Below are 19,623 nucleotides of genomic sequence, written 5' to 3'. Positions count from 1 at the left end.
CCATGGCTATCTCAAATAGACTGGCTATCAGGCAACATCAGCAAGGATTTACGTTACTTGAAGTCATGGTGGCATTAGCGATTTTGGCGGTGGTTGCGATATCAGCCAGCCAAGCCAGTCGCAGTTATGTACAGTCCGTGGATAACATGAAAACACGAACCTTTGGCTATTATGTGGCGCAAAACATGTTGGCAGAATTACGAGTACAAAAAACTTGGCTCGCGGCTTCTGATACTCGGCAAATCACCTCGCAAGGTCGTCAATGGCAAGTGGTCATCTCACCGCAAACCATACAAACCAGTCAAGGCTTTGTCCAACCCATTCATATTCGCGTCGCGCCTATTGTTGATGGCACACCAAAAAAAGACGTGGTGGATATTGATGCGGTGCTGGTAAAGGATATGGGAACAACGCCGTGAGCCCTTCTTCTATTCATTCCTCGCCTGCAACAGCAGCACATAAATCATCTCAGCAAGGCTTTACCTTAATCGAACTGATGATTGCGTTGGTGATTTTTGCGATGCTGGCATTGGCGGGATGGCAGATTATGGATAGTCTGACCAAAAGTCGCGAGCGCGGCTACCAACATCAAAAATCATTATCACAGCTGGATTATGCTTATTTACAGCTGTCGCAAGATTTGGCACAAACCAGCAATTATGTGGCGGTGCCAATCGTATCAGCGACTGCCTATGCTAATACCAATAATACGGCATCGGCGAATAGTGGCACTATGACGCCAACCTTTGTATTAAATGCCTCACAAATGAGTTTTATCCGTTTTGCTGCGCCCGATCCGCGTTATCAGCCATCACCTATGCTAGCAAAAATACAATATTCGTTGGCAGGTGAAACACTGACAAAACAGCGTTTTTATCAGTTAGACGACAACAATGAAACCACTGCAACCAGTGTGTTATTGACAGGGATCAAGGACGCCAGCTGGCGAGCATTGACGCCTGACGCGGTGAGTGTGTTTCCAGATGAAGCCACGCTGCAAAAAGTTCAGCAAATACAAGCGCAAAAAAAGACCAATCAAACGGCCAATGCTTCAACCAACCCGCTCCCTAACGCGCCTGATAACGCAACAGATCAAAATGGCAATTTGCAAAACAGTATAGATTTAACGCCTTATCAGCAGTTACCACGCGGCATCGAGCTTAGTTTTAGTTACCAAGGCGAGCCGATTACTTGGCGATTTGCGTTACCAAACACACCGCCAAACGCACCGAACCCATAATGCAATCAAATTCTGCCAAGTAAACCATGCCAACAAACCGCACTCCATCTAAAATTTTTGCAAATGTTGCCATAGCAAGCCACCCATATCGGCATGGGCAACAAGGGATGGCACTCCTGACTATTTTGTTGTTGGTGGTGGCGATTACCATCGTGGCAGGCAGTATGCTTGCCAATCAAAAAGTAATGATTCGAGAATTTGAGCTGACCAAAGGTCAAGGGCAGCTTAGGGAATATGCCTTGGCAGGGGAAGCTATGGCGACCAATTTGATCGCGCAAGACAGCCAAGTCAACCAAGTCGATAGTTTAGCAGACGCTTGGGCAAAACCCATAGCTGAGCAAACCATGAATCAAGCCAAAGTCAGCATTAAAATCGACGATGATGCCAGCCGTTTTAATGTGAACAACCTGTATCACGATGGCAAAGTGGATGATACGGCATTGGCATTTTTTCAAGCGCTGTTACAAGCCAATGGCTTATCGCCCAATATTGCGATGGCGGTGCTCGATTGGCAAGACCCAGACAGTGACACCCGTGCCGATGGCGGCGCAGAAGCAGCGTATTATCAAAGTACGGGCAAAAAAATGGCGATGGGTATTGCCAACCAGCCTTTTATCTCAGTCAATGAATTGCAACATGTGCGTGGTATGGATAGCGAAGGATTGCAAAAATTAGCGCCTTATCTGACCGCAGTGCCATATTATCTGCCCATGAATATCAACACAGTGAAGCCCGAACTATTAAGCATACTGGTGAATTCACCCACCGCAACCAACGGCAACCATCCGCAAGGCTCAAACCGTTCGGACAGCGATGACAACTCACAATCTGGGCAAGACACTAGCGCAGCTTCAAATGTGGCAGCTACCCACCAAATCGACGATACAGCAATCATCAATTGGGCGAATGCCCGAGAAAACAATCTACCGGTGCAAAACTTGAGTCAATTATGGGCCGTGCCAAGTTTTGCCAACATTGACGAGCGTAACAAAGCACGCATCGCCAAGCTGTTATCCACCCAAAGTCAAAGTTTTCGCGTCGTTGTCAGCGTCAAAAGTGACGACAAGCAGCTTTTTTTGCATAGCCAAATCGCTAAGATTTTACCTAAAGCTGACAATGACCCAGCAGCTGCTTCTGGTGTGCCAGCGACACCCATGCCAGCACCAGTCAATACGCAAAATAACACACAAAATAACACGCCACCACAACTCATCACTTACAACCGCCAATTTTTACCCTTTGCCCAATAATGCAGCAGCGCAATAAATTGGCTTCAAAATTCCCAGTTATTTTGTATTTATTTTAATCAGTTATTTGTTGCTGGCGTATTCTAGGGTAAAATAAGGGGTTTTTCTTGGGCGTTGTTGAATGACGATGGGGCAGAAAACGGGCACAAAAGCGTTGTCAACACAACGGATACAGATGCAACCTAGACGCATAAATTGGATGAATAAATTGGGTGAACATAGATGAATGTAATCGAGCGCTATTTTGGCATAGATGGCCGCAATACAACGATAAAAACTGAAATTCTGGCAGGTCTGACAACCTTTTTGACCATGGCTTATATTATCTTTGTCAATCCCGACATGCTAGCAAAAGCCGGGATGGATAAAGGGGCAGTATTTGTAGCGACGTGTCTAGCCTCAGCGCTGGGCTGTTTTTTGATGGGATTGATTGCGCGTTTGCCCGTGGCATTGGCACCTGGCATGGGTTTGAATGCGTTTTTTACCTTTACTGTCGTCTTGGGGATGGGTAAAAGTTGGCAAGTGGCGTTGGGCGCGGTATTTATTTCAGGCTTGCTCTTTGTGCTAATTAGTGCCTTTAAACTGCGTGAATGGATTATCAACGCGATTCCCTATACCCTTAAACAAGGTATCGTGGCAGGGATTGGGGCGTTTTTAGCATTTATTGCGCTTAAAAGCTCGGGCATCATTGTGGCGAGTCCCGCCACGTTTGTGACCATGGGCAAACTCACCGATTTTGGTCCTGCGATGGCGATTTTAAGTTTTTTTCTGATTGTCGTATTTGTGCAGCGTAAAGTCCCTGCGGCAGTGATGTTGTCAATTTTAATTGTGACGGTGATTAGCTTGTTGGCAGGGGAAACCCATTACTCAGGGATTGTGTCAATGCCGCCATCGATTGCACCGACCTTTATGCAGTTAGATATTGCAGGCGCGCTTGATGTGAGTATGGTTAGCGTGATTTTTGCCTTTTTATTTGTGGTGTTATTTGATACATCAGGCACATTAATTGGCGTGACCAAAAAAGCGGGATTAATGTCTACCGACGGTCAAATCCCGAATCTAGGTAAAGCCTTGTTTGCTGACTCAACGGCGGCTGTGGCAGGCTCATTGCTAGGGACTTCATCGGTAACGAGCTATGTAGAAAGCACCGCAGGGGTGGCAGCAGGTGGACGCACCGGTTTGACCGCCATTGTGGTGGGCGTGTTGTTTTTATTGGCGTTATTTTTTGCCCCATTGGCTGGGATGATTCCTGCGTATGCAACGGCAGGGGCGATTTTTTATGTCGCGGTATTGATGTTATTTACGCTGCGTGAGATTGATTGGGATGACTTGACCGAAGCATCACCTGTCGCGGTAGTGCTGCTGTTGACGCCGCTTACCTTCTCAATTGCGGATGGGATTGCGTTAGGTTTTATCACCTATACCATTGCCAAATTGGTGAGTGGACGCTATAAAGAAGTTAGCCCTGCGGTTTGGGTGTTAACGGTGATTTTATTGGCAAAATTGGTTTTTTTAAGTTAATCAATGGCTGAGCAAAAAAAACCATCTAACCGAATTGGGTTAGATGGTTTTTTATTGAATTTTGGTCCAGAGTACCGCTGTCTATGTGAACCCATGAACTGTAACGTTCAGGGTGGGTATGGCAACCACTCTTAAGGCTTCCTGAATCATCGCAGCATAGCTGGATGCAGGCTTGCACAACAAGTGAAAAGAACGCATACCCTTATATAAATTATCAGCTCAGGTAAAACCATAAACTGGCGAATACCCCAGATGCATGTATTGTAGCAGATTACCTAAAATGATGCAAAAGCTCGCTCGTTAATTCAATGATTGATTAAATTAATCACACTTGACGGTCAAAACATCATTGAAACCTTCAAAACACATCACAAGGTTTTTTGTTCTCATCATCTCGCTTAGCATTTAACAGGCTTTGCAGTTAACAGAATCACGCAAAATCTGGGTTAAAGAGATGGAGCGAGCTATGCTATAATTTTCAAAATTTTTTTAATACTAGTTTCGTATTTTCCTTATTTTAGCTTTTCTAGAGGCAACAATGAATCAAGCATCTAACTCGGTTACCCATCAATCGACGGTCAAAAAAATCCCTCATGTGTTGATGATTTTAGATGGTTTTGGGCATCGCGAAGATCAGCGTGATAATGCCATTGCCGCGGCGCATACTCCAAACCTTGATTATTTGTATCAGCATTATCCCCATGGGTTGATTTCAGGGTCAGGTGAAGACGTGGGTTTACCTGCAGGGCAGTTTGGTAACTCTGAAGTCGGGCATATGAATTTGGGGGCAGGTCGTATTTTGTACCAAGACTCTACCCGTATTCACAAAGAAATCCGCGAACAGCAATTTTTTAGCAACCCTGCATTAACCGAAGCGGTAAAGCTTGCTAATGACCGAAACGCCAATGTGCATATCATGGGATTGTTATCGGATGGCGGGGTTCATTCGCATCAAGATCATATTGTCGCGATGGTGGAGTTGGCATTGCAGCAGGGTGCAAAGCAGGTCTTTATCCATACATTTTTGGACGGTCGTGACACGCCCCCTAAAAGTGCTGACAATTATGTTGCACAATTAGAACAAGCGCTTGCCACGCTTAATGAGCAATATGAGGGCACGGCTTATTTGGTCAGTCTCATTGGTCGCTACTTTGCGATGGATCGGGATAAACGTTGGGATCGGGTACAGCAAGCGTATGATTTGCTGACCCAAGCCAAAGCAGAACGGGTGGTGCAATCAGGTGCTGAAGCGATTAGCGCAGCGTATGGCGCAGGTGAAAGTGACGAGTTCGTCAAACCGACTTGGGTGCGTTATGCTAATCAAAACGCTGACTTTGGTACTATCCAAGACAATGATAGTGTGATTTTTATGAATTTTCGTGCCGACCGCGCCCGCGAAATTAGCCAAGCACTGGTGTCCGCTGATTTTGACGGCTTTAGGCGTGAAAAACTGCCAACGCTGTCAAAATTTGTGATGCTGACTAAATACTCCGATGAGTTACAAAACAATAGCTTGACCAGTATTGCCTTTGAACCGACATCGCTGACCAATACCTTGGGCGAGTATTTGCAAGCGCAAGGCAAAACCCAACTGCGCATTGCTGAAACCGAAAAATACGCGCACGTGACTTTCTTTTTTAGTGGTGGGCGTGAAGCAGAGTTTGAAGGGGAGCATCGGATTTTGGTCAACTCGCCTTCGGTTGCTACTTATGATTTACAACCTGAAATGAGTGCGCCAGAAGTCACTGAAAAATTGACCAATGCCATCAATTCCGGTGCGTATGATGTACTGATTGTGAATTATGCCAATGGTGATATGGTAGGGCACACAGGTTTGTTCGATGCCGCTGTCAAAGCCGTCGAAACGTTAGATAACTGTGTAAAAACCATTGCCGATTGTGTGATTGCCAATCATGGCCATTTGCTGATTACCGCTGACCATGGCAATGTTGAACAAATGCAGGATTATGATAGCGGACAGGTACACACCCAGCATACCACAGAGCTAGTGCCATTTATTTATGTCAATGAGCAAGCGCCTAATACCGTGCACATTCGCACAGGTGGTAAGCTATCAGATGTCGCGCCAACATTATTGGACTTAATGCACCTCGCCAAACCTGCCGAAATGACAGGTGAAAGCTTAATCGTAGCAAACTAACAGTTAATGGGTGCAACTATCGTATGGTAATGCAGCGTCTCAAACCACTATCCAGCCTTACTTTCAAAAGACACGTTATCGCGCTGGCATTATGGGGGATAGGTTCATTGAGTTATGCTGCTAACCGACCGACTGTCAGTGCGCCTGTCAAATCACCTGTTACTTCTGCTGCCTCAGTTGCGGCAAAAACCGATAAAACGGCATTAAAACCTGCAATCACTCAGGCGATTGCGGGTACTAATCCTACTACCGTGCCCGTTAGTGTAGTGAATGCACCTAATGGTGTACCAGATGCCGCTGATGACGATAATTTGACGGATGACGGCGCTGACGATGGCGGGGAAGTGGATATTACGTCAAACACACCTATGGTGGCTAATCCCGCCACTCAGCCAAATCCAGCGACTCAGCCCATCGCGCCAGCCTCTGAGCAAATCCAGCAAGTGGCGTTGGGGGCAGTATCACCCGTCACGGTCGAAAAATTTGTCAAAATGATTGATATCATCCGTCAAAACTATGTGACGAATGTCGATGATGAATCGCTGTTTGCCAATGCGATGGCAGGCACTTTAGCGGCGCTCGATCCTTATTCTGAATATCTGGATGCAAACGCGTTTGAAAACTTAAGGTTATTTACCGAAGGCGATATTGGCAGTATTGGCGTGAGTGTCAGTTTTCATGCCGATGTAGATAGCTGGGTGTTTGATGACGTGCTGCCCAACTCGCCTGCTGCAAAAGCTGGTATTCAGCGCGGCAATTATTTGCATCAAATCAATGATAATAAGCTGGACAGCACGCGAACCCCACAAGATGTCGATCAGCTGCTGACAGGCATTGCAGGGACAACGGCTCGCTTGTTAGTCTCGGATAAAGGTCGTCGTAAACATCTGGTGGTGGTGCAAAGAACCTTGTTACAACAACAAGCCATGAGTACTAACATCATTAATGGTGTTGCGGTGGTACAAATCCCCGTGTTTCAAAACAATACCCAGCAGCAATTTTTAATGGCACTTACCAAATTAAATCAGCCCTTTAGCGTGCTGGTACTGGATTTGCGCAATAACCCAGGTGGCGTGTTGTCAGCTGCCAATGATATCGCAAGCTTATTTATGAACGATAAAGTGGTTGTGCAGATTAAAAATCGGCAAGGCATACAAGAGGTGATGCGCACGCACGGCAAAGCCCAATTTGCGGACTTACCGCTGGTGGTGTTGCAAAATCGTTATTCTGCTTCGGCGGCTGAAGTATTAGCCAGTGCGCTACAAAACAACCAACGTGCCAAGGTGTATGGCGAAACTAGCTATGGTAAAGGCTCTATCCAAAGCATTGTACCCATCAATGACAACGAAGCGGTAAAGCTAACGGTCGCGCATTATTACTCAAGTAAAGGCGAGAAAATTGATGGCGTAGGCGTCAAACCCGATGTGGCTCTGACTGGGGCAGAAACGAGTTGGCAAGATCAGGTATTAGCAGATTTGCAAACCACCAAACGAAGCAATCAATTTTTACTTAAACCTACACCAACGCCCCAGTCTTTTTAAGCTAACCACCTAAGCAGTCACCCAATAATATCTAATATCAGGTGGAATTTATTTTATAATTCATCTTCCATAAAAAATTGCGGATCAACGGCATCCAAATCACTCACATCAAGTTTGGTATATTGTTTTTTGCAGAAATTTGGATCCAATCTGCACATCGCACTTTGCAATTCATCAAGGCGCGCTTCAGACTGGCGAATGTGCTCGAGCATTTTGATAAAAGTCATTGCCACAGGGTCTGGGGTGTTGGGGTCAATCCCATATTGATGAAAAACACCCGCTTGCTCTAGCTTAATTTTATTGCAATCTTCCTCATGGGTAGCGGATGTGTTGATAGAGGTTTGTTCAACCGCTTTCATCTGCTCAGCATCGGTTGTTTTTTTGATGACGGTTTTTTCGATATAGTCGTCAGCTGGGGTTACCCCATTATTTGCCAAGCTATCAAGCCCCATTTGCTCTGCTTTGGTTTTATCATGAATCAAACGCGCGGCACCGCCTACCATGGTCGCACCGGCAGGCACTTCTTTGACAACGACAGCATTGGAGCCGATTTTGGCATATTTACCCACGGTAAATCCGCCTAATACTTTGGCACCTGCACCGACAACCACGCCATCTTCCAGCGTGGGGTGGCGTTTGCCTTCATTTAATGATACCCCGCCAAGCGTGACGCCATGATACAAGGTAACATCATCACCGATTTCGGCGGTTTCACCAATGACCACACCCATGCCATGGTCAATAAAAAATCGACGCCCAATTTTTGCTGCAGGGTGAATCTCAATCCCGGTCAAAAATCGATTACCAAAGGATACAAACCGTGCCAAGCCTTTGTTATTGTGTTGCCACATACTGTGAGCGACGCGGTGAATCAATAGCGCATGGACGCCAGGATAAGTCAACAGCACTTCAAGGGTGTTACGTGCCGCAGGGTCACGGTCAAACACCGCTTGGATGTCCTCTTGTAATTCTGCTTTGATGGTCTGGGTTTTTTTGGATAAATTTTGGATGACGGACAACATACTGACTACCGATTTTATAAAAATTTTAAGGGATTATGATATCACGAACTCATTAAGCTACGCTATGATTGGCTATGATTGCAATACTGTTGTGGTATCACGGCGAGAGTTAGGTCGATGCATCAAAGGTTTTTCAATATAGTTGTAGCCTATAACAGCAAACATAACAACGAATACCAACACCAGCGGGTACGTCCACACATAGGCTGTCATCGATTGGCTAAAGTCATGCAAGTGTAATAAATTAAACCATACATACATGACCAAACCATGGGTCAGATATAAGCTATAACTTAATTCACCCAAGACCTTTAGACCTTGTTGGTATAACACGCCAAAATACGTAAAACCGTTGGCGATAAAACAAAACAGTAAGCCACAAAGTAGCATTTGCCAATAAGAATACGCCGATGTTTCAAATAAAATAAACAGGGTTAGTAGGCATAAAGCGATTGCAAAAACCACAGGAAATTTTGCCAATAAATTTTTAAAAAAATCTTGCAGCCAAACTGCAAAAAAAGCCAACAAAAATAACCCATACAGCTTGATAATAGTATGTGTGAAAACGTAATACAACACAGGCAAACTTATCATCAGCATCGCGATATTTTGCCAATGGCTTAGTTGTTTGGGATGCACCAATAAAAACAGTAACGGTAGGCTAAAATAAAAACCCCACTCATAAAGTAGCGTCCAAGCCGCGCCCGCGACCAGCGGCCAAGCGTAAAAATTTTTAAGCGACTGATTGTTAAAGCTTAACCAACGCAGCGTCCATTGCTGCCATTCAGACAGGGGTAACGGCAGATGTTGCTGGGTGAAATAGATAGCGACGATACAAATGCCCAAAAATAAATACAGCGGCACAATGCGCTGCAGCCGAGAGCGATAAAGATATTGCCAATCCATCCGCGGCTGTTTGAGCTTACCAAAAAATAAATATCCGGTGATTAAAAAAAACAGCGATACCGGCACACTACCCAAGTTGGTAAAAAAATCAATATTGGGTGACTGCCAGCGCCCCGTCGTTTGAAAGAAATAATTTTTAAAAAAGTGATGAGTAAACACTGATAGCGCTAAAATGCCACGGATACCATCTAATGGGGAATGGCGATGGGTAGCATCAAACCCTACAATCATCCGTTGGGGGAGTTGATTGAGGAGCCAAGTGACAAGCGTTAAGCTCAGCACAAACACAACAGCAAGCAAAACAGTGGCAGACATAAACTTTGAGCGCTTAACGGGTTAATAATTTATCGTTTGAGTAATGCTTTATCGTTTCATTAATTTTGCGATGGTGGCTTGGAGCAACTGATATTCTTTAATATCAAGCTGTAACCTACTAAGAAGTCGATTAATACGCTGAGGCATCACTTTAGATTGGGCGGGATTGTAGATATCTAAATTCTCCAGCAATGCCAACAGCCTATTTTCTAGCTGTAAACGCTGCTCATTTGAGATAGGCGGCTCATCCCACTGTTGGCGAAAAGTCAAATCAATGGATTTTTCAGCCGCTGTTTTTGCCGTCAATGCCAATTCGGCGGTTTCGTAAAAAACGCTGGCAATCACTTGAACCGCAGCCGCCACATTTAATACCCCATACTCAGCATTGGCAGGAATTTGAATATGGTAGTCGGCCAATTGCAGCTCTTCATTTGTTAAACCCCGATCTTCACGACCAAACACAATAGCAAGTTGCCAATTGCGATGCGCAGAGACTGTGATTATATCGTCAAGGTTGTGAAAATTAGTGACCATCAATTCAGCCGCTTGTCGGGGCGATAATACGGGTCTTGGAATATGGCGTTGGCGACTACTGGTAGCAATCACCCAGTGGCAATCTTGCAGGGCTTGCTCAAGGGTGTCGCAAATAGTCACAGCATCTAAAATTGCTTTGGCACCTGCCGCATGGGCATAGGCATCTTCGTCAATCGGTAGTTTAGGCGCCACTACCGTGAGCTGTGTTAGACCCATGGTGTGCATGGCGCGGGCGGCAGAGCCAATATTGGCAGGCAAGGTGGTATTCACCATCACAATGCGAATACCGGCTAAAAATGCCGCAAGGGTTGAGAAGGGTTGCTGGGAAGCGTTAGTGTCAGTCGTTACCATGGGTTGTCAAATTTTAGCCAGTCGTTACGCAATAAGCGATTGTATTTGGTCATTCACTGCATGGCATTCCGCTTTGATTTCTTCAATCAATTGTTCATGTTGGTGGATATGACCTGTGCGGCAGATTTCTTGCAGTTTATAACAAAGTTCGGTCAGCTCGGTTGCGCCAAGGTTAGAGCTAGCGCCTTTTAAGCCGTGCGCTGCATTATACCCCAAACGGTTGTCTAAATTGGCATACGCTGTCTCCATTTCCGATAAACGTTGTAAACTATCTTGCATATAAGTATGAATCAAATCGACAAAATCTTCGTCAAGTAACGCTCTTAATTCTTCAAACTGGGGTAGGCTAATATGGGATGGCTGAGTCATATGAGTTTCCTGTTGATGGGACATTGAATAAAACATCATTGATTAAATTTGATTGGCTTATTTTAGCCCATATCTCATTGAATTTTATCAAAACTTTGATGAAAGTCAGTTTAAGGGATACAAACGTTTATCGCATGATGGGTTTATCGGACAAATTCACCAAAATCAGACGCTAACTAAAATGTAAATGCAAATCTTCTTCATTGACCAAGCTTTTGAGTTTGCCAAAATTCTCTTCTGTCGGCACAATTTGCCAATGCGTTGGCATATTAAGATGGGCAATCGCATAATCATTATACACACATAGGTTAATCGGTACCCCTAATTGACCCGATTGAGCCAATGCATTGGCGGGCTGACTGTCCACAAATTGGGCATTATCGGCAGGGTGATTAAACTGATGCGATAAATAGTGAATTGTTGAGTGATTGGCGGTTGCTAACAATTGTTGTATTTGTTCAAACAGTGCCATATCATGACCTGCAATTTTGATGCTGATTTTTTTGAGCCAGCGTTTGCGCGCATCGGTTAAGGTCATTACCTCTTGTAGGCTGGCATAAAACGTGCCATCGCGTTCACGAATAGAGCCGTCGATAATCACCACGGTTTCCACTTTAAGCTTATCTTTCACGCGGGCAAAGCGCTCGGCATAACAACTCACTTCGATACGACCTGTACCGTCATCTAAGGTAATCACTGAGCGATTACCAAAGTTTGCCACATCGAGTATCAAGCCTGCAAAAAATACGGTTTCGCCATAGCTGGTTTCGCTCAAGTCGCCCAATGTCTTTGGCGTATAGCGTTTTAACTCATCGCGATAACTATCAATCGGGTGACCGGTGAGATAAAGTCCTAGCGTGTCTTTTTCGCCTTTTAAGCGCTCAGCATCTGTCCAGACAGGCTCACGAGGCAGCGGTGGTGGCGCAGTGACTTCTTGTATATCGCTAAATAAATCAATCATCCCTAGGCTGTCATTGCTACGCTGTTGCTCGGCTGCTTGTACCGCTTTTGGCAATTCGGCAAGTAACGCGCCACGGATGTGATAAGCTTCATTCGCAGGCAAATCAGGTCGTAACTTTGGCGCAAAACTATCAAAACAGCCTGCTTTAATCAATGCTTCAAGGGTACGTTTATTGACTTTTCGTGTGTCAACACGGCGGCAAAAATCATACAAATCGGTAAACTCACCGCCCGCGTTTCGCGCTTCCACGATAGACTCTACGGCACCTTCACCGACACCTTTAATACCGCCTAACCCATACACAATGGTCGTCGGGTTGATCGGCACAAACGCCCACTTAGAGTGGTTAACGCTGGGGTTTTCTACTTTTAAACCAAAATTTTCGCGGCAATCATTGATAAAAAACACCACGCCATCGGTATTATTCATATCCGAGGTGATGACCGCCGCCATAAATTCGGCAGGGTAGTAGTATTTTAAATAGGCGGTTTGATAGGCTAATACACCGTATGCGGCTGAGTGTGATTTGTTAAACCCGTAGCCGGCAAATTTTTCCATCAAATCAAACACGCCGCCTGCAAGTTTATCATCGATGCCCTGGTCAATTGCCCCTTCCACAAAAATACTGCGCTGTTTTGCCATTTCTTCGGGTTTTTTCTTACCCATCGCGCGGCGTAGCATATCGGCACCGCCTAGACTATAGCCTGCCATCGCTTGCGAGATTTGCATCACCTGTTCTTGATAGACAATCACCCCATAGGTATTTTCCAGTATCGGCTCAAGTCGGTCATGGTCATAGATGACCTCTTCGCGGCCGTGTTTACGGTCAATGTACATATCGACCATCCCGGCATCTAGTGGACCTGGGCGGTACAGCGCACACATGGCGATAACGTCTTCAATATTGGTCGGTTTAAGCTTGGCCAAATATTTTTTCATGCCGGTACTTTCAAGCTGGAACACAGCGGTGGTATGGGCATCTTGTAGCAGGGAGTAGGTGGGCTTATCGTCTAAGGGTAAAGTCTCAAGATCAAGCGGTGGCTGTTGTTCTTTAGCGCGGCGCGCATTGATATTTTTAACCGCCGCATTAATTACCGTTAAATTGCGCAGACCCAAAAAGTCAAATTTTACCAAGCCAACTGCTTCCACATCGTCTTTATCAAACTGACTGACGGGATGACCCTCTTCATCACAATAGATTGCGCTATAATCGGTGATTTTGGTCGGCGCGATAAGTACGCCCCCTGCATGTTTACCAACACCACGGGTAATCCCTTCGAGCCGTACCGCCATTTCCCAAATCTCATTGGCATCTTCATAATCCATGTTGTCAGGATTGTTAAGCAAATCTTTGAGCTGCGGTTCTGCTTCAACCGCTTCAGCCAACGAAATACCTGGGGTTTTGGGGATAAGTTTGGAGATTTTATCAGCAAGACCATACGATTTACCTTGAACGCGCGCGACATCACGTACCACCGCTTTTGCCGCCATCGTACCAAAGGTGATGATTTGGGATACCGCTTCTCGTCCGTATTTTTGCGCCACATAATCAATGACGCGGTCGCGCCCTTCGATACAAAAATCGACGTCAAAGTCTGGCATGGATACCCGCTCAGGGTTTAAAAACCGTTCAAACAGTAGGTCATATTCTAGCGGGTCTAAGTCAGTGATATTGAGCGAATACGCCACTAACGACCCCGCGCCTGAGCCACGACCAGGACCTACAGGCACATCATTGGCTTTTGACCAGCGGATAAAGTCCATCACGATTAAGAAATAACCGGGGAAACCCATATTCAAAATCGTCGTGAGTTCAAACTCCAAACGCGCATCATACGGCTTACGTTTTTCTGCCCAGCTGTCGTCGCGTTTTTCGATGGGGTAGAGTTTTTCAAGGCGTTTTTCTAGACCTTCTTGGGCGGTGCGCCGAAAGAAAGTTTCAATGGTATCGCCTTCGGGAATGGGGAATTCGGGTAAATCGTGATGACCCATAGGAATAATGACGTTACAGCGTTTTGCCAAATCCAAGGTATTGTCAATTACCTCTGGCATGTCACTAAACAGGGCAGTCATCTCATCTTGGGTTTTTAAATACTGCTCAGAGGAATAATCACGTGGGCGATTGGGGTCGGCAAGCACTTGCGAATTGGCGATACACACCCGTGCTTCATGCGCTTCAAAATCATCGTCTGTCAAAAAACGCACGTCATTATGGGCAATGATAGGCACATCAAAGGCATTGGACATGCGAATGGCTTGCTCGATAAAACGGTCTTCATTGGCGCGTTGGGTGCGTTTAATGGCAAAATAGACACGATCGGCAAATGTGGTTTGCCATTGTTGTAGTAGGCTATCGGCTTTTTCTGGGTGACCTGATAACATGGTTTGACCGACGTCTGATTTTTCGGTGAACAGCACAATCACGCCTTCACTGCGCTCAAAAATCCAGTCACGCTGAATAATCGGTTTGCCCATTACTTGACCATCGACAAAGCCTTTTGACACGATATTGGTCAAATTCTTGTAGCCGACTTGGTTGCTGGCAAGTAGCGTTACCGTCGTACTATCATTTTCAAGCCAGACTTCAGAGCCAATAATCGGCTTGATACCGGCATCCAAGCAAGCTTTATAAAATTTGACCGTGGCATACAGGTTTGATAAATCGCTAATGGCAAGCGCCAGTTGGTTGTCGGCTTTGGCAGCTTTGACCAGCGCTTTGATGCGTACAATCGAGTCAGTGATAGAAAATTCGGTGTGAATACCAAAGTGTACAAATGCCATGGATTGCCTTTATTGCGGTTCATCTTTAGCCCACTATTATACTATGAATTGCCAAACTGCGAACCTACAAAATCAGCAACAAAATGCCTAAAAAGTATCAGTGGATGCTAAGCATTTACGATTTAATATGATAAAATAGCAGACCTTTACGCCTATAGCTTAACTGGATAGAGCAGTTGCCTCCTAAGCGACCGACGTGGGTTCAAGTCCCGCTGGGCGTACCAGTTTTTTTGACATCAAAAACCTATAAAAATAAAAAAACCCAATAAAAAAATATTGGGTGTGGCTTAAAAAAGTAAAACTTAGCTTAAACGTTTGGCATTGGCTGCCACGCGGCTATAGATAGGGTGCATCCCTTTTTCCAATACATGCAGGGCTTCTTGGTTGACAGCATAAAAGAAGTTTTCCAAGGAAATCGGTTGACCCAAGCTTAATTTCATACAGTTTGATAACATTAATTGCCCAATATTTTGCTGGGCAACGAGCGCTTGCCAAGCCATTTGCGTCCAAGATTCAAAAAATGCGATGGGTTTTTCAGTCACCATACGTTCCATTTCTTTTATTTCTTTGGCATTGTTGAGGGGGTTTTGTTTTGCGATCATATAGATGCGGCGCTGCATGACTTGTGGTACGCGAATTGAAAAATCTTCAGATTGCTGACACATTTTTTCAACTTTTTGGTTAATATGTTCGTAGGTAGCCATAGGGACTCCATTGATAACAACAGTAAAATACAGGATTGACAGTAAAGTGTAGTGCTATTATACACTGATTTAAATTAAGTTAATAATAGCAAACTTATTGGGTATACAATACTTACTTAACATTACCCAAATAATTAGATTTCATTTAATCAAACCATTGGTAATCGCTAACAATCATCTGTGTAATCAGGGTTTTAGTTAAACTCATGAGCATGAAACTGTTTTTTCAAGTTAACTATAAGCCGCATCATTGGTAATAAATTCATAAAATATTAACTGATAGCTTTATCAGTTTTTATCAAAAGGTATAAAAATGACCATTCAAAGTCTTCCTTTAGTGATTACTTCGGGCGAACCTGCGGGTATTGGCATGGATATCATATTGATGCTTGCCGACAGACAGCAATTAAATCTGCCCAATCGCGCTGTCATTTTGTTGGCAGATATCAATGCGCTACAAGAAAGGTATAGTGAGCTCAAACAGAAAGGCGCGGTAAAACACGGATTATTGATTCAACAGTTAGCGATGGATGAGTTATATGAGTTAAAAGATTTACCGCAAATTGCGCAACCATCATCCGATAACATTATTTTGGTGATGGATGTGCCGACAGCAGAACCTGTGGTAGCAGGACAGCTAAATCCGCATAACGCGCCGATGGTCATCGCACAGCTGCAACTGGCGCATAAGCTCGCCATCAGCAGACAAGTCGCTGCCATTGTCACCGCGCCACTGCAAAAATCGGTGATTATGACTGTGTTGCCAGATTTTATGGGGCATACCGAATTTTTTATGCAGCAGTCGGGGCTGGATAAAGTGGTGATGATGCTCGCCAATAACCTGATGAAAGTGGCGTTAGTCACCACCCATTTGCCCCTGCGTGCGGTCGCCGATGCGATTTCCCACGAAGAAGTGGCAAAAACCGTTGATATTGTCATCCATGATTGTCAGCAAAAATTTGGTCTCACTCACCCAAAAATATTGGTCTGTGGACTCAACCCTCATGCTGGGGAAAGCGGCTATCTAGGCAGAGAGGAAATTGACATCATCAATCCTGTGTTACAGCACTATCGCGATCAAGGTGTCGATATTAGTTTGGCGATGCCAGCTGATACCTTGTTTACCCAAAAACATATCGCCACTGCCGATGCTATTATCGCCATGTATCACGATCAGGGACTGGCGCCGCTCAAATCACATGGGTTTGGCGAAACGGTGAATATCACTTTAGGGTTGCCTTATATTCGTACCTCAGTCGATCATGGCACGGCACTGGATTTGGCAGGCTCAGGCAAAGCGAGTACCGATAGTCTGTATCATGCCATTGGCTATGCCAATCACATGGCGACCGCGATTGCCCTCTAATCATTCTCACCGATAATTACGCTCACAAAAAAAGCCAATCGTCATGGATTGGCTTTTTTATTGCGATTATTTTAAATAGCTGCTTGATTATTTTAAATAGCTGGCAGGGTTCACTGGCGTACCCCGATAACGGATTTGGAACTCTACAGCAGGTTGATTCAAATTATTGTCCGTTCCAACGGTACCGATGGTTTGGCCCGCTTGCACCGTTTGGCGCTCTTGTACAGCGAAACTTCCCAAATGCGCATAGGCACTAATGTAGTCGCTGTTGTGCTGAATCAGTATCAATTTGCCATATTCTGGCAAATCACTACCGACATACAGCACCGTACCTGGCTGGCTGGCGACAACATTTGCGCCCGCTTGTCCGCCAAACCACATACCTAGCGTACCTGTTTGTTGGTTAAACGGTCGCAATAAATTGCCAGTGGTAGGACGTAACCAACCTTGTGACAGGCTGCTGGTTGGCACGATGACTTGGTTTGGCATCGGTAATGGGGTTGATAAATTACTGACTTGTCTAGGCGGGTAATAAGTCGGGTTAGATGGGCGGGATGATTGGTTGACTGTCACCGGGCGTATGGTTGTTGGGCGATAAGAAGTGGGGCTACTTGCTGAGGTTAAAATCAAGCGTTGTCCTGGATAAATGGTATAGTTGCTATCGAGCCCATTGAGCGCGCCAACCCGACGATAATCCAATCCATAAATAGAGGTGATTTTGCTTAAAGTATCGCCGCTTTTGACAATATAATAGTTGGGCACACCCCGTACATACACAGGGCGTTTGTCTACGGTGGTGATCTTTTGTGAAGCACAAGCGGTCATCAATACCGCCGTACAGGCTATCGCACTGAGTTTTACCAGTTTGGGCGTGCAAATTGTTTTATAAGTGGCAAACATAACAGTCATTCCTAGCAAGTGATACAAAAAAAATTACAACAAGTCAGGTTATAGTAACTAACTTTTAACCGGTTACAAAGTAACTCGAGTCTAGAACAACGTTTCTTTGCCAAACGATAACAAATAGCAACATTTTGGACTCAAATGAAAAAATGACGCAAAACCCCTTATTTATCCATTGTTTGCCATCCATCCGTTGCCTAGCATTCTAACTATTTGTACGGACTATTTAACGGGGCGATTAAATAGGGCGATAGAGTGTTATTCATGAATCATAATGGGCTTGGAAGGGCTATATTTTTTTAGTTTTAAAAATAGCCAAATGCCCATGACCAAATTAATCACCCCGACAATCGCAAATAGCATCGGCAGGCTCACGTTAACTAGCGTCAAACAAACAATCGAAAAAATCGCCGAGCCCACCATAAATACCGCATTTAAAATATTGTTGGCACCGATAATGCGAGCACGGCTGGTTTCCGGTGAATAAGCTTGCATATAGGCATATAAAGGTACGATATAAATACCGCCTGAGAAACCCAATAAAAACAAATCGACAAACACACGCATAGCACCCTGCGTGGCAAAAATCATACCGATACTATAGTGTGCGTTGTTGGCGAGTGGCGGCAAATGCATCGCTGAAAGCGTGAAATACAAGTCAATCGCAAAAATCGTCAATCCTGCAATCCCAAACGGCAACAGCTTTAAACTCACTTGGTTTTTGGTCAGCGTTTTACATAACAGTGAGCCGAGCGCCGTACCGACAGAAAACAGCGTTAATAGAAATATCACGACGCTTTCATCGCCTAGCAAAATAGACTTACTAAATTCAGGTACTTGGGTCAAAAACGTAGCACCATAAAACCAAAACCAACTATTACCCAAAATGGTAAACCACATAATCGGTAAGCGATATAGATTGGCAATGGTTTGCCAGCTAGTACGAAAGATATTCCAGTCGATGGTCAAATCAGGTTGCGGCGCAGTCATGATGGGAATAAACCGAGAAGCCAAGTAGCCCATAATCGCCACAAAAACCGTCACCCCAGATATCCAAAACAGTGGACTGTCTAATTTCATCAATACGCCAGCCAGCATCATCCCTGTCAAAATAGCCAGTGACGTACCCATTTGAAACAGCCCATTGGCTCCTACCAGCTCATCGGTGGTCATGGCTTGGGGTAGATAAGCATATTTGATAGGACCAAAAAACGTCGAATGGGTACCCATCAAAAATAACGCAACAAATAATAGCGGATAAATCTCAAACACAAACCCAAATGCGGCAACGACCATGATGACGATTTCAAGGATTTTAATCAGCCTTGTCAGCCAAGATTTTTCATATTTATCAGCGATTTGCCCCGCCAAGGCGGAAAACAAAAAAAACGGCAACACAAACAGCATCGCCGCCAAATTGTTGAGCAAACTGACACGTATCCCCAATTTCGCCGCTGCCATAAAGGTCAGTACCAGAATCAAACCTTGCTTAAATACATTGTCATTAAATGCCCCTAAAAACTGGGTGGCAAACATGGCACTAAACCGTTTGTATTTAAAAAGCGCAAATTGGGTACTCATGAGCAATCCTAGAAATGTCTGATGATGCCTATCTTAACAAATATTTTACAAAGGGTTGGGAAAATGTTTGGTTAGTAAAATGTTTATGCTAAAATCGCCTAGTGCTCGCTCAAGGATTTG

At 44.8% G+C, this 19,623-nt stretch carries 15 protein-coding genes, 1 tRNA gene and 1 other RNA gene; 8 read left to right on the top strand and 9 right to left on the bottom strand.

Annotation, left to right across the window (positions count from 1 at the left end):
- Positions 1 to 2 precede the first annotated feature (2 nt).
- The 4 genes from gspI to RT034_RS08750 all read left to right on the top strand — a co-directional run bounded on the left by gspI (position 3) and on the right by RT034_RS08750 (position 4,008).
- Positions 3 to 419: a type II secretion system minor pseudopilin GspI gene (gene gspI, locus RT034_RS08765; protein ID WP_313016014.1), complete on the top strand. Its 417-nt coding sequence runs from the start codon at positions 3 to 5 to the stop codon at positions 417 to 419.
- Positions 416 to 1,240 carry a PulJ/GspJ family protein gene (locus RT034_RS08760; RefSeq protein WP_313016013.1) on the top strand — a complete coding sequence of 275 codons (825 nt, stop codon included), beginning with the start codon at positions 416 to 418 and terminating at the stop codon, positions 1,238 to 1,240. The genes gspI and RT034_RS08760 overlap by 4 nt, the downstream gene beginning before the upstream one ends.
- Before the next feature lie 107 nt (positions 1,241 to 1,347).
- The gene (gene gspK / locus RT034_RS08755) at positions 1,348 to 2,490 is read left to right on the top strand and encodes a type II secretion system minor pseudopilin GspK (protein ID WP_313016012.1); all 1,143 of its coding nucleotides are present in this window, start codon (positions 1,348 to 1,350) and stop codon (positions 2,488 to 2,490) included.
- A gap of 219 nt (positions 2,491 to 2,709) precedes the next feature.
- A complete protein-coding gene (locus RT034_RS08750; RefSeq protein ID WP_313016011.1) occupies positions 2,710 to 4,008 on the top strand; it encodes an NCS2 family permease in 1,299 nt (432 codons plus the stop codon).
- Between the two features lie 59 nt (positions 4,009 to 4,067).
- On the opposite strand, the gene ssrS is transcribed toward RT034_RS08750, so the two are convergent.
- A non-coding RNA gene (ssrS, locus tag RT034_RS08745) (6S RNA) lies at positions 4,068 to 4,266 on the bottom strand.
- Between the two features lie 280 nt (positions 4,267 to 4,546).
- On the opposite strand from ssrS, the gene gpmI reads away from it, so the two are divergent.
- Positions 4,547 to 6,169 carry a 2,3-bisphosphoglycerate-independent phosphoglycerate mutase gene (gpmI, locus tag RT034_RS08740; RefSeq protein WP_313016010.1) on the top strand — a complete coding sequence of 541 codons (1,623 nt, stop codon included), beginning with the start codon at positions 4,547 to 4,549 and terminating at the stop codon, positions 6,167 to 6,169.
- A gap of 23 nt (positions 6,170 to 6,192) precedes the next feature.
- Positions 6,193 to 7,710 (top strand): S41 family peptidase, encoded by a 1,518-nt coding sequence (locus RT034_RS08735; RefSeq protein WP_313016009.1) that lies wholly within the window; start codon positions 6,193 to 6,195, stop codon positions 7,708 to 7,710.
- 53 nt (positions 7,711 to 7,763) lie between these two features.
- Here the strand turns inward: RT034_RS08735 and cysE are convergent, their stop codons facing one another.
- The 5 genes from cysE to dnaE all read right to left on the bottom strand — a co-directional run bounded on the left by cysE (position 7,764) and on the right by dnaE (position 14,949).
- Positions 7,764 to 8,732 carry a serine O-acetyltransferase gene (gene cysE / locus RT034_RS08730; RefSeq protein ID WP_313016008.1) on the bottom strand — a complete coding sequence of 323 codons (969 nt, stop codon included), beginning with the start codon at positions 8,730 to 8,732 and terminating at the stop codon, positions 7,764 to 7,766.
- Between the two features lie 72 nt (positions 8,733 to 8,804).
- Positions 8,805 to 9,953, bottom strand: a complete 1,149-nt coding sequence (locus RT034_RS08725; RefSeq protein ID WP_313016007.1) for an acyltransferase family protein — start codon at positions 9,951 to 9,953, stop codon at positions 8,805 to 8,807.
- A gap of 48 nt (positions 9,954 to 10,001) precedes the next feature.
- A complete protein-coding gene (locus tag RT034_RS08720; protein WP_313016006.1) occupies positions 10,002 to 10,838 on the bottom strand; it encodes an RNA methyltransferase in 837 nt (278 codons plus the stop codon).
- Positions 10,839 to 10,862: 24 nt separating this feature from the next.
- Entirely contained in the window at positions 10,863 to 11,207 is a 345-nt protein-coding gene (locus tag RT034_RS08715) for an Hpt domain-containing protein (RefSeq protein ID WP_159374874.1), read from the bottom strand.
- Positions 11,208 to 11,379: 172 nt separating this feature from the next.
- Positions 11,380 to 14,949: a DNA polymerase III subunit alpha gene (dnaE, locus tag RT034_RS08710; RefSeq protein ID WP_313016005.1), complete on the bottom strand. Its 3,570-nt coding sequence runs from the start codon at positions 14,947 to 14,949 to the stop codon at positions 11,380 to 11,382.
- A gap of 148 nt (positions 14,950 to 15,097) precedes the next feature.
- On the opposite strand from dnaE, the gene RT034_RS08705 reads away from it, so the two are divergent.
- Positions 15,098 to 15,173: transfer RNA gene (locus RT034_RS08705), tRNA-Arg, on the top strand.
- Positions 15,174 to 15,251: 78 nt separating this feature from the next.
- Here the strand turns inward: RT034_RS08705 and RT034_RS08700 are convergent.
- Positions 15,252 to 15,653 (bottom strand): hypothetical protein, encoded by a 402-nt coding sequence (locus RT034_RS08700; protein WP_313016004.1) that lies wholly within the window; start codon positions 15,651 to 15,653, stop codon positions 15,252 to 15,254.
- A gap of 313 nt (positions 15,654 to 15,966) precedes the next feature.
- Between RT034_RS08700 and pdxA the strand changes: the two genes are divergently transcribed.
- On the top strand, positions 15,967 to 17,019 hold the full coding sequence (gene pdxA / locus RT034_RS08695; RefSeq protein ID WP_313016003.1) for a 4-hydroxythreonine-4-phosphate dehydrogenase PdxA: 1,053 nt from the start codon (positions 15,967 to 15,969) through the stop codon (positions 17,017 to 17,019).
- An 87-nt stretch (positions 17,020 to 17,106) separates the two neighbouring features.
- Here the strand turns inward: pdxA and RT034_RS08690 are convergent, their stop codons facing one another.
- Positions 17,107 to 17,919, bottom strand: coding sequence for a peptidoglycan DD-metalloendopeptidase family protein (locus tag RT034_RS08690; RefSeq protein WP_313016002.1), 813 nt, complete (start codon positions 17,917 to 17,919; stop codon positions 17,107 to 17,109).
- Positions 17,920 to 18,180: 261 nt separating this feature from the next.
- Positions 18,181 to 19,503 (bottom strand): MFS transporter, encoded by a 1,323-nt coding sequence (locus tag RT034_RS08685; protein ID WP_313016001.1) that lies wholly within the window; start codon positions 19,501 to 19,503, stop codon positions 18,181 to 18,183.
- Positions 19,504 to 19,623: the final 120 nt, after the last annotated feature.

Source organism: Moraxella sp. CTOTU48841, assembly GCF_032061225.1.
Taxonomy (GTDB): Bacteria; Pseudomonadota; Gammaproteobacteria; order Pseudomonadales; family Moraxellaceae; genus Faucicola; species Faucicola cinerea.
This window is presented reverse-complemented; position numbering and strand designations above follow the sequence as displayed.

Coding starts and splice junctions, on each gene's coding strand:
- dnaE (WP_313016005.1), bottom strand. CDS start 14,949: ATGGCATTTGTACACTTTGGTATTCACACCGAATTTTCTATCACTGAC.
- RT034_RS08685 (WP_313016001.1), bottom strand. CDS start 19,503: ATGAGTACCCAATTTGCGCTTTTTAAATACAAACGGTTTAGTGCCATG.
- RT034_RS08690 (WP_313016002.1), bottom strand. CDS start 17,919: ATGTTTGCCACTTATAAAACAATTTGCACGCCCAAACTGGTAAAACTC.
- RT034_RS08750 (WP_313016011.1), top strand. CDS start 2,710: ATGAATGTAATCGAGCGCTATTTTGGCATAGATGGCCGCAATACAACG.
- RT034_RS08725 (WP_313016007.1), bottom strand. CDS start 9,953: ATGTCTGCCACTGTTTTGCTTGCTGTTGTGTTTGTGCTGAGCTTAACG.
- RT034_RS08715 (WP_159374874.1), bottom strand. CDS start 11,207: ATGACTCAGCCATCCCATATTAGCCTACCCCAGTTTGAAGAATTAAGA.
- cysE (WP_313016008.1), bottom strand. CDS start 8,732: ATGTTGTCCGTCATCCAAAATTTATCCAAAAAAACCCAGACCATCAAA.
- pdxA (WP_313016003.1), top strand. CDS start 15,967: ATGACCATTCAAAGTCTTCCTTTAGTGATTACTTCGGGCGAACCTGCG.
- gspK (WP_313016012.1), top strand. CDS start 1,348: ATGGCACTCCTGACTATTTTGTTGTTGGTGGTGGCGATTACCATCGTG.
- RT034_RS08720 (WP_313016006.1), bottom strand. CDS start 10,838: ATGGTAACGACTGACACTAACGCTTCCCAGCAACCCTTCTCAACCCTT.
- gpmI (WP_313016010.1), top strand. CDS start 4,547: ATGAATCAAGCATCTAACTCGGTTACCCATCAATCGACGGTCAAAAAA.
- gspI (WP_313016014.1), top strand. CDS start 3: ATGGCTATCTCAAATAGACTGGCTATCAGGCAACATCAGCAAGGATTT.
- RT034_RS08700 (WP_313016004.1), bottom strand. CDS start 15,653: ATGGCTACCTACGAACATATTAACCAAAAAGTTGAAAAAATGTGTCAG.
- RT034_RS08735 (WP_313016009.1), top strand. CDS start 6,193: ATGGTAATGCAGCGTCTCAAACCACTATCCAGCCTTACTTTCAAAAGA.